Origin of the sequence: Prevotella sp. OH937_COT-195 (assembly GCF_003932845.1) — a bacterium.
In the GTDB taxonomy this organism is placed as follows: Bacteria; Bacteroidota; Bacteroidia; order Bacteroidales; family Bacteroidaceae; genus Prevotella.
This window is the reverse complement of the sequence record NZ_RQZH01000012.1, coordinates 75,269-90,598: the sequence shown is the minus strand read 5'-3', so window position 1 is coordinate 90,598 and position 15,330 is coordinate 75,269. Positions and strand designations below refer to the sequence as shown.

The window sequence follows — 15,330 nt, the reverse complement described above, 5'->3', positions numbered from 1 at the left end:
CTTTTATTCCTGTTCAAAACAATAAGAGAAATGCTAAGAGAGAGGTCATTGATGAATCAATTCCCGTTTAGCATCTCTTTTTAAGGGACGACTAAATACCCATCTATTTTCTTTTTTGTTATACACAAGTTCTATTCTATAGTCAATTCCGCCCTCTAAGTTTTCTGATATTTTAATTTTTGAAGAGACCGGAACATTTAACGTTGTGTCTGCATATGTAAATGTCTTTTTTGCAGCAACAATGTCGCTTATTTGAATAAACTCATATTGGGGTTGGTTTAAACATGTGCCATCTGCACTGATTTCTAATTGCAGATAATCATCAAAAATGTTCCTTTTTATATTATCCGAAAGGAACTTCCTCATTTTTGTACTATCGATGCTTATATGATACTTTGCAGAAACAGATGTTTCTTTGTTTTCAAATTGTGGAATGCCATTCTTTCCCCATTCTTTGAGGATATCTAATTCTTGCCATTTCTTTTCTTCTCTGTAGCAACGCAATATTGAGTTAATTTCAACAGAATTAAATCCTATTGCTTTAAAATTGTCTATAAAATCCTTTTCTCCAAATGATCTGCAAAATTGAAGAGCAAATTCTGCAGCTTTAATAGGTTCTTCCTTAAATCTATATATTGAAGCGTTGAATTTATTTAGGGCATCCTTATCCCAAGTATCAATTTTGTTTTCATAAGCATACCATTGCATCAAAGGATACGACACACCTGTAGTCGTATAGACAGGTTTGAAATAAGCTGTAATTATTTTCTGGGGCATATCCTTAATCTCGTCCAATGATATTGAAACTTCTTCTTTTCTTTGTGCAAATAACATATTAGCACAAAGTAACATTATAAGTACAATACATGTACGATTCACTTTCATTCCTTCTTATTTTGTTGTTTGTTTATTATTTATTTCTGTTTGAACGCTAACATTGAAAAAAACTGAGATTATTATAGAAATCATGTTAATCTCTCTTTCCCTCCATCTTATCTATAAATGTCTCGTAGATGAGAGGATAAGCTTCACTTGCATTAAACGATATGCCAGGACGCAATAGAGATTGCATATCATTGGTAAACTCTGGATCTTCCATCTTCTCCTGCATGTTATTGACAAACTGCTTGTAAGATGGAGCCTTGTCAACGACAAACTCCATATATTTCTTGTAGCATTGAAGAACTTTATCAACATCTACTTCTTTTTGTTGTAAAGCAATATAAAGGTCAAAGAGGTCACGACCTTTCTTTCGCTGGTAAAGGGCACGAAGTTTAGTGCCGAGCAATTCTTCAAAATGATAGGTGGTTAGTTCGGCTTCGCCAGTGAACCAAGAGTTCTCGACTCGGAATGGAACGTTGGTCAAGCCAAGCACGTTAAAATGCTCGAAGCAATTGATTTCAACTTTCAGACGTATTTGTATCGTTGGCGGTATTTCTGACTCTACTCGGAAAAGCATAGTGTTATTATATCGTTTCTGCTTAGTTACTCTATCTGGCAACCAGTCAAGAACTTCCCCTAAGCGATACATTATAGGCTTGATAGGTCCTGGTGTAATCTGAACCAAATCAATGTCCTCACTATATCGTGGCAGGGGTGAAAGATAGAGTTTATGTAAGGCTGTTCCACCTCGGAAAGCCAACTGCGATGCCAGAAACTCATCACTAAAGATGTCAACCAAAGCACGACATATAATCAAGTCTTGCTCAATCTGTGCATTGTCTATCCATGGAGCATGATTACTCCACTGCTGTATCGCTGCTCTGTTAATCATATATCATCTGTTTCAATTTGAATGTTTATATTTATCTTCCATCGGCTATCCCTATTTGATGGATTATCTTCTGCTGATGTGCTTAAAGGCATATACATAAGAGTTCCAGGAATAGTGTGTATTTGGTCATACAGTGCATCTGCCATTTCCTTTTCTTCTATTATATGTTCAAGGATGTACCCAAGCCGTTGCCAAGTCACCTTTTTTATAAAAGCAGAAAGTGGACCAAACTGACTCTTGATGTCAATCTGTTCTGATAGTTCTTCAAGTACAGTTGCGACGCGAGACAATCCTCCTGCGTGCTGTTGATATCGAACAAGGTCAGCAGCCGTCAAGAGAGGATTTGAGATTCGGATGGTACCTGTTTCAGTATTCTTTGTAATCAGAGCATCTTCTGGTAGTTCGTCTCTATAAAACCAATCAATGGTTACATTACGAGTAGAGACTACCCGACGCTTTGGAAAAGTTGTCATAACAGAAAACTGCTGAGGACGCTGATGGGCGGCACCAAGCAATTCTGCTGCATTGAGCATACATACATAGTATGGCTTGTTAAGATAAGCCATCAGCTGGTCAATGTAATAGGTTGCTGGAACGGAACCACGCAAAACATATTGAACAGGAATGATAACATAGAATCCTCGATACACACTGGCTATGGTTTTATTAGAACAAAGTCGGTATAGTTCGTTTTGAAGAATTTGCTCTGAAGAGTACATTCCTGTCTTTCTCACGTCCTCTATAGAAAACGTGGAAAAACCATGAATAGCTCTATCCTTAATCCACTTTTGTAATGTCATAATAAATAATTTTGGTGCAAATATAATAAAAAAAATATTATATGCGTTCTGTTAATACGTAAGTCATGCTTCGTTTTATGGTATTTTAATAAAAAGTGAGCAGTTTGAATCTTCTAACAACCATTTTCTCCCAAGTAACTTCATTGACATGGTTCCTCAGTTAAAGGAGAAGGGGTAGAGAAGAGTATAAATCGGTTTATCTTCAGTAAAAAGAAAAATGGTTGTGTTGGAGAAACATCAAGCCGTTTCGTCCTGCAAGGTTTAGGTTTACGTTTACCATGTATAATACATGCACCTCTAAACTTAAATATTAAACTTTCATTCTTCTAATTTGGGTTTACGATACCTTATTATATATATAAGAATATCTAAACTTAAACCTAAACTTACAGCGCAAGATTCAGGCTGTTTTTCTTTTAACTGAAACAAATTATGGCAAGATAAGATGTCAGTTCGTCTATATATGTTAAAAAGTAAACACATTCTGCAAGAAAAACGTGCAGAATGAACGTAAATTCAGAAGAAATCATTAACTTTGCAAACAAAGTTTGCAGTATGTGTTTTGAAGGCTATGGCCTTTATGAATATGTGAAGCATTAATAGATAAGGATTGTACGACTGAAGTCGGGCAATTTATTGTAAAACCCAAAATAGTAAATATGACATAGAAAGAGAATTTTCTGCCGTAAAAACACGTTTATCGTTGTCACGAGCGTGTAAAAACGTGCAGAATGTGTCGCAAAAGAGTCGCCTGCAGTTTACAACAACTCTGTAACTCGTTGATAATCAACATTCGTTGGCCGCGGCACAGGCAGCGGTAGAGGAATAAACAAAAATCCTTACTATAAGCGAGTTAGGCGGAAGACCCTGAAAAATAAAGGGTTTTCCGCCTGATTTCGTAAAAGGAGGTTCTTACTTTCTGATAACAAATGAACAAAAATGTTTGGGATTTACTCCGGTTCTGGATAATACTACAAGAAAAATACGCTATAAATTCTGTTTACAATTGAATATTTATTGCAGATTGGCTTGAAGGTTTACATTTTCTGCATTTTGATGATAAATAAAGTATGACAATGAGGCTTTAGCACCTATTAAAATGTTTTTAGAGGACACCAACATCGATTAATATCTTTCCGTATCATGTTTAATTTTTAACTTGTCCGCATTTGGTACTCTTTTGCATCATAATATCGCCGATTTTGTAAAGCAATATAGGCGATATTGCAATGCAAATTCGGCGGAATTGTTTTATTGTCAGATATGTTACTACGGCTTGGAATAATAAATGACGTAAATAGTTAATAAAAGGTTGGCAGCCTGACGGAATTTCGTATCTTTATAGGTATAAAACAAATAGTTACAAGAAGAATCATTATGACTGACGACTGTGAAATGTTTCAATTTATTACAGGGGTTCGGGTTAACATGAAAAACAAGTTTATGCCTTTTTGTGAATTTCCTTATCTCGAACCGTAGGTAAATATATATTTAGGGGACACTAATAAAATTATAATTATCTTCTTATTTTTAAGTATTGAAATACTGTTCTATTTGTGCAGCCGCAGAACCTTCCTCATTTATTAAGTCTTTTATTATCACTCCGTGTTCAAGCAGTACAATGCGTTTGCAAATATCAACCGTGTGTGCGATGTTATGACTCGAAAGAAGTATAGTCGCATTTGTCTCGCGGTTGTATTCCGTCAATAAGTCTTTCAGTACGTTTTGACTTGTAGGATCGAGGAAATTGAACGGTTCGTCAAGAATCAAGAGTTGAGATCGTGCAAGCAGTGCAGACATTATTCCAACCTTGTGTTTATTACCGGCCGACAGATTTCTTATAAGTTTCTTCTGTCCCAATATCTCGCCTCCCATGAATGTGGAAAATTTTTCCATTTGCCATTTGACACTTTCCTCGTCTATGTTGCTTACGTTTGCCACAAACCGGAAATATTCCTCAGGAGTGAGAAAATCAATAAGGAAACCTTCGTCTATGTATGCCCCCGTGTGGTTTTTCCAATCTTCGCTTAAGGCGGGATTTACAGTAACCGTAATACCTTTGCCGTTTATGTAAGACAGTGATATTTCTCCTTTGTCTGCCTTTACAAGGTCAACTATCATTCGGAAAAGAGTTGTTTTTCCCGCTCCGTTGTTTCCCACAAGTCCAAGAAAATCGCCGTCATCGATTTTTAATGAGTCAATCGAGACGACGTTTTTCTTTTCATATTCCTTGATGAGATTGTTTATTTCAATTCTCATGGTTCATTTTATCTGTTCTTATACCAATTTTATACCAATCCACGTCCGTGGCAGTTTTTAAATTTCTTTCCGCTTCCACATGGACACGGGTCGTTTCGTCCCGGAAGTTTCTCGCGCAGTATCGGTGTACATCGCCGTTGTTGTTCTGCACTCTCTCGTGTATCGTGTCGTGCGGCAGCCTGTTGGTTGGGATCAACAAGGTTTGTACCCTTCTGTTCGTTATATCTTTGTGAGCGTTGTTCCGGTGCTGCCTCTCGCACTTCTTCCTGCTGCATTTCCGGTATTTGTCCGCGCATGAGGATACTTAGGATACGGTTGTTGTTCTGATCCACCATATTTTCTTTGAACAGTTCCGCACTTTCAAGTTTGAATATCACGAGTGGATCTTTCTGCTCGTAACTTGCATTCTGCACGCTGTGCTTCAGTTCGTCAAGTTGTCGAAGGTTCTCTTTCCAACAATCATCAATGATATGCAGCATTATCGATTTTTGGAACTGTATTATCACACTCTTGCCCTCTGTTTCGTATGCTTCTTTCAGATTGCATGGTATCTGATACATCCTCTTACCATCTGTAACAGGCACCATTATACGTTCGTACACAGCTCCTTGATTTTCATATACTTGTTTGATTACCGGCCATGCCACGTTCTGAATTCTTTCTGTCTTTCTGTTGAAAGCCGCAATTGCACTTTGATATGCTTTTTCTGTAAGTTTCTCTATGTTCTCATTGGTAAATTCCTCTTCGTTGAATGGGCATTCCATTGCCAGCACCTTTATGAAAAGTTCTTTGCATCCTTCGTAGTCGTTGTTTGCGATCATGCTTTCCACCCTGTTCCAGATGAGGTTTGCTATGTCCATTCCGATGCGTTCTCCCATGAGTGCATGACGCCGGTTCTTATATACGATGGTACGTTGAGTGTTCATAACATCGTCGTATTCGAGAAGACGCTTTCGTATTCCGAAGTTGTTCTCTTCTACTTTCTTCTGTGCTCGTTCAATACTGTTTGAAATCATTGAATGTTCGAGTCGTTCTCCATCATCGAAATGCAGTCTGTCCATGATTTTCGCTATGCGTTCTGATGCAAAAAGACGCATTAACTTATCTTCGAGCGAAACGTAGAATACCGATGACCCTGGGTCGCCTTGTCGTCCGGCACGTCCTCTGAGCTGTCTGTCTACGCGTCGGCTTTCATGTCTCTCCGTTCCAATTATGGCGAGTCCTCCCGCTTCTTTTACTTTTTCTGAAAGTTTAATGTCGGTACCACGTCCTGCCATATTAGTTGCAATTGTCACAGCTCCGAGACCGTTGATGCTCTGTCCGGCATTTGCAACAATGTCTGCCTCGCGCTGGTGAAGTTTTGCATTCAGCACTTGATGTGGTATTTTTCGTAAGTCAAGCATTCGGCTGAGCAGTTCGGATATTTCCACGCTCGTTGTTCCCACGAGTGTAGGTCTTCCGTTCTCTCTCATTTCCTGTATCTCGTCAATAACCGCATTGTATTTCTCGCGTGCCGTTTTATATACACGGTCATTCATGTCGTTTCTCACGATAGGCTTGTTCGTCGGTATCTCGACGACATCAAGTTTGTATATATCCCAGAACTCTCCTGCTTCTGTACTTGCCGTACCTGTCATTCCGGAGAGTTTGTGGTACATTCGGAAATAGTTCTGTAGTGTTATGGTGGCGAAAGTCTGTGTTGCTTCCTTTACCTTTACATGTTCTTTTGCTTCGATTGCTTGATGCAGTCCGTCACTCCACTGTCGGCCTTCCATTATACGTCCGGTTTGTTCATCGACGATTTTTACTTCTCCGTCCATCACGACATATTCATCGTCTTTGTTGAACATGGTATATGCCTTAAGCAGTTGTTGCAAAGTGTGTACGCGTTCGCTTTGGATACCATAGTGGCTCAGCATTTCGTCTTTCTTTGCCACTTTCTCCTCATCGGACATCTGTTGTGCTTCGAGTTGCGACATCTCGGTAGTTATGTCCGGCAGCACGAAAAGTTCGCGGTCGTTTACCTGCTTTGCCAGCCAGTCGGTTCCTTTGTCAGTCAAGTCAACACTGTTAAGTTTCTCGTCTACGACAAAGTAGAGCGGTTCAATGGCTTCCGGCATGTGGCGGTTATTATTTTCCATGTAGTATTCCTCGGTCTTGAGCATTCCTGTTTTAATGCCGTCCTCCGAAAGATACTTTATGAGCGGTTTGCTTTTCGGTAAGGCCTTGTGGGAACGATATAGTGCGAGGAAACCTTCTTCCATTTTTTTCTGTCCCTCCTTGTTACCACTCTCTACCATCTTTGTTCCTTCTGCAATCATGCTTTTTGCATCGGCAAGGTATTGCGAGGCAAGTTTGCGTTGTACGTCAACAAGTCTTTCCACCAAGGGCTGGTATTCCTCGAACATCTGATCGCCTCCGTTCGGTACCGGTCCGGATATTATAAGTGGTGTACGGGCATCGTCTATAAGCACCGAGTCCACCTCATCGACTATTGCATAGTTATGACTTCTTTGTACGAGATCGGCAGGATTTATTGCCATGTTGTCTCTCAGATAGTCGAAACCGAACTCGTTGTTCGTTCCGAAAGTTATGTCTGCCCGATATGCTTTGCGTCTTTCCTCCGAGTTTGGTTTGTGTTTGTCTATGCAGTCAACCGACAATCCATTGAACATGTAGAGAGGTCCCATCCATTCAGAGTCACGTTTTGCAAGGTAGTCGTTGACGGTTACGACATGCACTCCGTTTCCCGTAAGTGCATTTAAGAATACAGGTAATGTCGCAACAAGCGTCTTTCCTTCACCTGTTGCCATTTCTGCAATCTTTCCCTGATGCAGTACGATACCTCCGAACAACTGCACGTCATAGTGTACCATTTCCCATTTCAGGTCGTTTCCTCCTGCCATCCAATGGTTCTGGTATATTGCCTTGTCGTCTTCTATCCTCACAAAATCTTTTGTGGTTGCGAGTTCTTTGTCGAACTCTGTCGCCGTCACAATAACTTCTTCGTTTTCGGAGAAACGCCGTGCCGTCTCCTTTACTATGCTGAAAGCAACCGGCATAACCTCGTTGAGAGCCTTCTCGTATATTTCGAGTACGTCTTTTTCCAATTTGTCAATTTGGTTGAAGATTTCCTCTCGTTCATCGATAGGGGTTGATTCTATCTTTGACTTCAAGTCTGCAATCTTATGCTTTTGTTCCTGTGCGGAGTCTTGAACGTATGATTGTATTTCCTTTGTTTTTGCGCGGAGCGCATCATTGTTGAGTTTCTTAATTTCAGGATAAACTTGTTTTACCTTTTCCACGAGAGGTTTCACAAGTTTCATGTCTCTTGTTGACTTGTTTCCAAACAACGAAGTTAACAATTTGTTTAAGTTCATATTTGTATTTAATTTTTTGTTACTTAATTCGATTTGCAAAGTTACGAAAAAAAACGATATTTGCACATAAAATAAATTCCAAATGATACTTATGTAATTAAAATCATATCAATGGAGTTGCAACACAAGCATTTGGTGCCCTGATTCTAATTGCTTTTGATATTGTTGGCGATATTCTTTCTGCTGAAACATGAGTTTCCAATCGTTCCGGTTTTATTCCGGAACCCCATATTATAATAGGAAAAGTTGCTGATGTTGTATTTGGTTTAATCTCTTGCTTGTTTTCCTCGTTTAATAATTTCCATCCGGGTTGTGTAACAATTATAAGGTCTCCGCATGTATTACTGTTGAACGAATTTCGCATTGTTGCAAGCATGTCGGAACCTGCGGTCAGCAATTGGTGTTTTGTAAACACATCGCCAACCCCCGAACTTTCAAGAAGGAACATCTGTGACCTATTGAGCATTTCGCTCACTTCAATCTTTTTCTGTTCTGCAAGTTTCGTGTTTAGATATATCTGATTGTTCATACAGCCTTCGACATATTTCCCTTGGTCGTAAATGGCATTTAGATATAGTTCCAACAGTTTTGCCGAACGGTTTATGTAGTATGTTCCGTGTGGTATTCGTAGTTGCGCGTAGTCAATGTTTTGCGGTGGATAAAGTCCGGTTCCGGTAGTTATGACAAGCAGATTCTCTTCTCCCACTGCACTCGTTGCCATTTTTACAAGACGACTTATGTCTTTATCAAGTTCTTTGTAGGTTGCCAGTTCGTCCGATACGTCAAATGTTAGTGCCAATATGTCACTATCATCGTCTTTCCCCAAAGAAAAATTTGCAATACAACTTATTGCTGCGTTTGCAACAAGGTAGTTGTTTTGTGACAAATTAATTTCGTCTTCCTGTTTCTCAATGTTGGGTAGCCAATTCGGAAGTTCCTCCGGATAATATGTTGAAGTACTCCATCTTCTTGTTATGTCGTCAATCCAAAAAGCGCAGTTGGCATAATGACATGCCGACAAGATTGCAGCTTCACGTTTGGCAGCAATTGCATATACCTTGCCACGGTTTTCTGTTTTTGCCTTCAGTTCATCGCCAATCATCGAAGATAGTACATTCGATGCAGAGCCGCTGGAGTATGTACCTACTGCACTGTATTTGCTGTCGTCAACACAAGAAACTACCTTTAGGGAATGTCTGTCAAGCCATTGGGAGTTGGCAATGCCATTATAATACGGCGTGGTACCGGTATATATAGATGTAATGGCAGACGCGATGTCAACAGGTGCGAACGGCATTGTTGCCGTGGCAAAGACTTTCCCGGACTCGATAAGTCGGCGGAAGCCACCTTCCTCAAAATATCCGGAGTAACTGTCGAGGCACTCCGATGTCATTTGATTGATCACAATGTTTATTACAAGTCTCGGTTTGGGATTCTGTTGTGCCTGAAGCCCCGTGGATATTATGGCAAGCAATGTTGCCGTAAGGTATCGTCTGTTAAACTTTAATAGGTTGTCTCGCATCCTAAAGTGTTATTATTTTATTTATAATTTCACGCTCATACCTTTTCGGGCGAGCCAATGGTAAGGCGGGTATTGCAATTTGAAAGCAGCCCCTTTAAGCTCCTTATCAGCAAAGATAATGCCAAAAGATACATTCCGTCTGCATATAACTGGAAAAATCCGCCTATGAAGAAAAGACATGCCAATGCCACCCATATTATATGTTGTTTATCCTTTATGCCTTTCCTATGTCTTTTGATTAATCTCTTTATGAAGAAAAACGGTAGTGGGTTGAGAATCAGTATTTGGAGATTAAGTCTTACCGTAGGGTGTTGTGAAAAAATCATCAGGAAAAGAATTATACCTGTGGTTGATACAAACAGCATTAGAAACACATCAAAATATATCATTCTTGTACTCTTGACAAATTCAACTATTGTAATCACGATGGTTATAACGAGTAACAACAATGCACAATGGTTGGGTGTCAAAGGGAATCCTTTATCTAAAACAGGAGGCTTGGCATCAATGATTGTCGTTGTTTTTTCAACCAGACGCTTGTGGTTGTCGTTCCTTGTCGCATTTTCAAAATCATACATCAGGTTGTCCGGTAAAAACTGCCGTTGTTCTTGTGTCGTGGGCATGTCCGAGCCTATACCGAGCAACAAGTCGTTTCCGAAGCGTGCCCATGGATAATGTTCGTTCTTTTGATGAATAATCTCTCTGAAAGTTCCACCATTGCGTGATGTGTAATTGATGCCTCCTTTGATATTGTTCACAATTATATCACGTGCTCTCGTGGTGCAGTTGTCATAGAAAAAATTATATCTGTAATATTTGTTCTCCGGCAATAGGTTTACTTGTATGGCATCAAATACAAGCATTTTCTCATCAGGAGTGAGATTAAGCACTTGCTGTACTACACGACTCCCGCCGTCCTTGTATTCTTTAATAAAATATTTGAAAGGGATAATTCCGATTTCATAATCGGTCATGCCAAATACAAACCGTGGTACAAATAAAGGTTTGTCAAAAGAAAACACCCCATAATTCACAGCCACATCAAGACCGGTGCGCATGTCGCGAAGTCTTATGGCAGTGTGTCCGTAAAGGCTGTATATTTGCTGGCGTGGAGAACATGTCAGTAAACTTATCTCCAGTGAGTCAAGAGACAACCTTTTATTCTGTCCGTTCGAAAGTGTTACATTCTGCATGGCCAATACCAATAGTAATACTTTCAATATACCAATTCTCTGTTTCACGTTGCAAAATTACTTTATATTTTCCACTTAACGTTCTTTTGTTTCAAAAAAAAAAGATAATTTTGCACCCGATATTAGTTCGTTTTTTATAATCCGAGCATTTTTGCAGATTGTGACAAGTGATTTACGTCTCATTATCGATGTTGGCAATACATCAATAAAAATGGTTTGTTTCGATGGTATGAATGCCGTTGATGAAGTTCGCATCAATAATATTTGTGACAATGAAGCATTGGATTTTATATCAAGACATAAATTCTCAAAGGGAATATATTGCTCAACAGTATTGCTGAATGACGGTTTTATGGACTTTATCGGCAATCTGCATTTTCCGATGCTTTATTTCCAGCCCGGCATAACTGCCGTACCAATAAGGAATTTGTACAAGACACCTTTGACATTGGGATCCGATCGGCTCGCCGCTGTTGTTGGTGCATCGTTAAACAACAAGGGAATGGACATTCTTGTAATTGATGTTGGAACATGTATAACATACGATTTCATTAACTCTAAAGGAGAATATGAGGGGGGGAATATTTCACCCGGAATAGAGATGAGACTGAAATCACTACATGCATTCACTTCAAAGTTACCTTCCATTGATGCCGAAGGACGCATAACGGAAATTGGAGATTCTACGGAGACTGCCATAAGGAGTGGCGTAATAAACGGTGTGAAGCGTGAAATAGAAGGGTATATAAACATATTTGGTAGTAAATATTCTCAACTTTACATTTATTTAACGGGAGGAAGCCATGTAAATTTGCATTTCTCAGAAAAAAATCACACCTTTGCACCTGCAAATCACAATGGCACAATGCCAAATCTTGTAGAGGACGGTTTGTTAGTGCCGAAAGGATTAAATGCAATACTCGAATACAATAAAGAACAATGAAGAAAATAACTATCGCCATTCTTATGATGGTAACGACGCTTACGGCAACAGCCCAGAGCGGTACTAATTCACCATATAGTCAATATGGATTTGGAGTTTTGTCAGATCAAACCAGTGGCTTTAACAGAGGCATGAACGGACTGGGTATAGGATTTAGGGAGGGCAACCAAATAAATTTCATTAACCCGGCTTCTTATTCATCAATGGACTCGCTAACGTTTATTTTTGATGCAGGAGTAAGCGGACAGTTGACAAACTTTTCAGAGAATGGAGTAAAAAAGAATGCGAATAATGCAAATTTTGAATATGCCGTTGCAGCATTCCGTTTAGTCAAACATTTTGGTTTGAGTTTCGGTATATTGCCTTTTTCCAACGTAGGGTATAATTACGCATCTTCCGGATACATTAACAATGATAGAACTTCAGGATATGTAAATACATATTTTGGGAGTGGAGGTCTTCATCAAGTATTCCTCGGTCTCGGATTGGAACCTTTGAAAAACATATCCATAGGAGTCAATGCTTCTTATCTGTGGGGAGATTGTAATCGCTCTATAATAAATTCATATACGGATGTTTACATAAACAGTTTGTCTAAATTCTATTCGGTAAATGTAAAAAGTTACCGATTGGATTTCGGTTTGCAATATTCCATTCCGTTTGGTAAGAGCAATTCGTTGACAATAGGAGCGACATACGGATTGGGACACAACCTTAATGCTGATGCAGAATGTAAGATTCTGTCAACCAATAAACAGACAGGAGTAAAAGACAGTACGGTGTTTGCAGTCAACAACGGACTGTCACTGCCACATTTTATTGGTGCCGGTTTTATGTATAATCATAAAAATAAGATAAAATTAGGTGTGGATTATTCGTTACAGAAATGGGCTTCCACTTCTTTTCCTGTCTATACCGAAATAGGAGGGAAGGCTGGTTATATCCTCAATGACAAGTATTTTAAAGACAGGCATAAGGTTACTGTGGGAGGCGAGTATTGTCCGAGTGCATTCAGTAGAAAGTTTTTCAACAGACTTGCCTATCGTTTGGGTGCATCATATTCGACACCTTATTTAAATATAAATGGATATGACGGACCGAAAGAATTTTCCGTAAGTGCAGGTTTTGGAATACCCATAATGAATAGTTATAATAACAAGTCGGTACTTAATATATCGGCTCAGTGGGTACGTATAGATACGAATAAGTTCATTACCGAGAATACGTTTAGGATAAACATCGGATTAACTTTCAACGAGCGATGGTTCATGAAATGGAAAGTTGAATAGTCCGTATTGCCGAGTATAATGAAAAAGATATTTGAAAGGCTATGTGGTTTTTCATTGAGAAAGAGGTATGAGAAAATGTATCTCTTACCTTTTTTGTTACCCTTGCTTGCCATATCTTGCGAAAGTGGTGTGGAACATACTGCTCCTGCCATTAACGAGCGTGACTCGGTGGCTCTTATGATAAGTTACGGAGTAAACACGTTGATTAGTGACTCCGGAATAATGAAATACAGAATTGTTACGGAGGAATGGGAAATTAATCAAAACAGGAATCCGTCACGTTGGATATTCAGGAACGGATTGTTTCTTGAAGAGTTTGACAAAAGTTTTCATGTAGAGGCTTTTCTCCAAGCAGACACTGCATACTACTATGATACAAAACGTTTGTGGGAATTGCGCGGAAGGGTTAGCGTAAGGACAAAAAACGGAATGTATTTTACCAGTGAAGAACTTTTTTGGGATCAGAATCTTCACGAACTATACAGCGACAAATATTCGCGTTTGATTACTCCGACAAGGGAACTCGAAGGTACACATTTCCGCAGTGACGAACGACTTACTCACTATACCATAACCAATACAAAAGGCTCATTCGTCAAAGGTAAGAATGGTATAGGAAATTCGGAGGCTGACACGATATTGTCTGCACCGGACACCGCAAAAGCGAAAATAAGGATGCCGGCAAATCCGAAAGCGAAAATACAAGATACACCAACAATCACGAACAAAAGATAATCTCTCATGGATGATATTGACATAGCATTAATCATAGAGATATTAGCAACAATGATTCTGTCTGCATTCTTTTCCGGAATGGAGATCGCATTCGTTTCGAGCAACCGCATGCTTGCCGAAATGGAAAAAGATAAATTCGGAATATCCAGATTGCCACTGCAAATATTCTATAAATATCCTAATAACTTTGTCAGCACCATGCTCGTGGGAAACAATATCGTACTTGTGGTGTATGGCATTCTTGTCGCAAAATTATTCGACAACACGATATTCCAAGGATTTGAGCCAAGTGTTACCGTACCATTAGATACTATTCTTTCTACCATAATTGTACTATTTACCGGAGAGTTTCTTCCTAAATCTATTTTTAAAAGCAATGCAAACAGATTGCTTACCATATTTGCTTTTCCTGCATTTGTCTTTTACATATTGCTATGGCCTATATCAAGATTTTCAACAATAATATCTCATATATTGATGAGAATTGTAGGAATAAAGGTCGAGAAAGAAAGCGGAGATGAGATATTTTCCAAATTAGACCTTGACCATTTGGTACAATCTAGTTTGGCCAAGGCAAAAGACGATTCTCAGATAGACGACGATGTCAGGATATTTCAAAATGCGCTTGAGTTCTCCGATACAAAAGTACGCGACTGCATGATACCGCGTACCGAAATTTGTGCGGTTGAGTACTCTTCGTCTGTATCCGAACTTAAAAATATATTTATTGAAAGCGGCAAATCTAAAATAATCGTTTACAGAGAAGACATAGACCATATCATTGGCTACATACATTCATCGGAAATGTTTCGTGATGCAAACAACTGGCACAAAGGCATACAGAACATGCCTTATGTACCGGAGACAATGCCTGCGAAGAAACTGATGCAGACATTCATGCAACAAAAGAAGACTCTCGGAGTGGTTATTGACGAATTCGGAGGAACATGCGGTATTGTTAGTCTTGAAGATATTGTTGAGGAAATATTCGGAGACATTGAGGACGAGCATGATAACTCCAACTATGTGGCAAAACAAATCTCTGAAAATGAGTTTATATTATCTGCACGCCTTGAAATAGACAAGGTAAACGAGAAATTCAACGTAAATCTGCCGGAAAGTGAAGAATACATGACCATAGGCGGACTCATTCTGAACTATTACGAAAGTTTCCCGAAACTAAATGAAATTGTGACCGTTGGCGAGTTTGAATTTAAGATTATAAAGAATACTATGACAAAAATAGAGTTGGTAAGGTTGAAAGTGTTGAAATAGCAAAACTTTTTCGATATTATATGCCAATAATTATCATCTTTTTTGTAATTTTGCACCTTGAAACTCATTATTTGGGAAATTGTTACTGCGTGTGGTTAAGCAATGAGGCCATACAGACAATAATTCCAATGAAGTTAAGAATAATAAAATAATAAAATAA

11 protein-coding genes are annotated in these 15,330 nt (G+C 39.1%); 4 read left to right on the top strand and 7 right to left on the bottom strand.

Annotation, left to right across the window (positions count from 1 at the left end):
• Window positions 1–45: 45 nt before the first annotated feature.
• The 7 genes from EII32_RS06395 to EII32_RS06365 all read right to left on the bottom strand — a co-directional run bounded on the left by EII32_RS06395 (window position 46) and on the right by EII32_RS06365 (window position 10,976).
• Window positions 46–885: a hypothetical protein gene (locus tag EII32_RS06395; protein WP_125234605.1), complete on the bottom strand. Its 840-nt coding sequence runs from the start codon at window positions 883–885 to the stop codon at window positions 46–48.
• An 85-nt stretch (window positions 886–970) separates the two neighbouring features.
• Entirely contained in the window at window positions 971–1,774 is an 804-nt protein-coding gene (locus EII32_RS06390) for a nucleotidyl transferase AbiEii/AbiGii toxin family protein (RefSeq protein WP_125234604.1), read from the bottom strand.
• Entirely contained in the window at window positions 1,771–2,574 is an 804-nt protein-coding gene (locus EII32_RS06385; RefSeq protein WP_125234603.1) for a type IV toxin-antitoxin system AbiEi family antitoxin, read from the bottom strand. The genes EII32_RS06390 and EII32_RS06385 overlap by 4 nt, the downstream gene beginning before the upstream one ends.
• Before the next feature lie 1,530 nt (window positions 2,575–4,104).
• A complete protein-coding gene (locus EII32_RS06380) occupies window positions 4,105–4,833 on the bottom strand; it encodes an ATP-binding cassette domain-containing protein (protein WP_125234602.1) in 729 nt (242 codons plus the stop codon).
• Window positions 4,834–4,862: 29 nt separating this feature from the next.
• Window positions 4,863–8,213, bottom strand: coding sequence for a preprotein translocase subunit SecA (secA, locus tag EII32_RS06375; RefSeq protein ID WP_125234601.1), 3,351 nt, complete (start codon window positions 8,211–8,213; stop codon window positions 4,863–4,865).
• 103 nt (window positions 8,214–8,316) lie between these two features.
• Window positions 8,317–9,735, bottom strand: coding sequence for an alkaline phosphatase family protein (locus EII32_RS06370; protein WP_125234600.1), 1,419 nt, complete (start codon window positions 9,733–9,735; stop codon window positions 8,317–8,319).
• 35 nt (window positions 9,736–9,770) lie between these two features.
• Window positions 9,771–10,976, bottom strand: coding sequence for a DUF4105 domain-containing protein (locus EII32_RS06365; RefSeq protein ID WP_233582326.1), 1,206 nt, complete (start codon window positions 10,974–10,976; stop codon window positions 9,771–9,773).
• Window positions 10,977–11,088: 112 nt separating this feature from the next.
• On the opposite strand from EII32_RS06365, the gene EII32_RS06360 reads away from it, so the two are divergent.
• The 4 genes from EII32_RS06360 to EII32_RS06345 all read left to right on the top strand — a co-directional run bounded on the left by EII32_RS06360 (window position 11,089) and on the right by EII32_RS06345 (window position 15,170).
• Window positions 11,089–11,871, top strand: a complete 783-nt coding sequence (locus EII32_RS06360) for a type III pantothenate kinase (protein WP_233582325.1) — start codon at window positions 11,089–11,091, stop codon at window positions 11,869–11,871.
• Window positions 11,868–13,160 (top strand): hypothetical protein, encoded by a 1,293-nt coding sequence (locus tag EII32_RS06355; RefSeq protein ID WP_125234599.1) that lies wholly within the window; start codon window positions 11,868–11,870, stop codon window positions 13,158–13,160. Before EII32_RS06360 ends, EII32_RS06355 begins: the two co-directional genes overlap by 4 nt.
• A 75-nt stretch (window positions 13,161–13,235) precedes the next feature.
• Window positions 13,236–13,895 carry an LPS export ABC transporter periplasmic protein LptC gene (gene lptC / locus EII32_RS06350; RefSeq protein ID WP_199741406.1) on the top strand — a complete coding sequence of 220 codons (660 nt, stop codon included), beginning with the start codon at window positions 13,236–13,238 and terminating at the stop codon, window positions 13,893–13,895.
• Between the two features lie 6 nt (window positions 13,896–13,901).
• On the top strand, window positions 13,902–15,170 hold the full coding sequence (locus EII32_RS06345) for a hemolysin family protein (protein WP_410524571.1): 1,269 nt from the start codon (window positions 13,902–13,904) through the stop codon (window positions 15,168–15,170).
• Window positions 15,171–15,330 lie beyond the last annotated feature (160 nt).

Coding starts and splice junctions, on each gene's coding strand:
- EII32_RS06395 (WP_125234605.1), bottom strand. CDS start 885: ATGAAAGTGAATCGTACATGTATTGTACTTATAATGTTACTTTGTGCT.
- EII32_RS06390 (WP_125234604.1), bottom strand. CDS start 1,774: ATGATTAACAGAGCAGCGATACAGCAGTGGAGTAATCATGCTCCATGG.
- EII32_RS06385 (WP_125234603.1), bottom strand. CDS start 2,574: ATGACATTACAAAAGTGGATTAAGGATAGAGCTATTCATGGTTTTTCC.
- EII32_RS06380 (WP_125234602.1), bottom strand. CDS start 4,833: ATGAGAATTGAAATAAACAATCTCATCAAGGAATATGAAAAGAAAAAC.
- secA (WP_125234601.1), bottom strand. CDS start 8,213: ATGAACTTAAACAAATTGTTAACTTCGTTGTTTGGAAACAAGTCAACA.
- EII32_RS06370 (WP_125234600.1), bottom strand. CDS start 9,735: ATGCGAGACAACCTATTAAAGTTTAACAGACGATACCTTACGGCAACA.
- EII32_RS06355 (WP_125234599.1), top strand. CDS start 11,868: ATGAAGAAAATAACTATCGCCATTCTTATGATGGTAACGACGCTTACG.
- lptC (WP_199741406.1), top strand. CDS start 13,236: ATGTATCTCTTACCTTTTTTGTTACCCTTGCTTGCCATATCTTGCGAA.
- EII32_RS06345 (WP_410524571.1), top strand. CDS start 13,902: ATGGATGATATTGACATAGCATTAATCATAGAGATATTAGCAACAATG.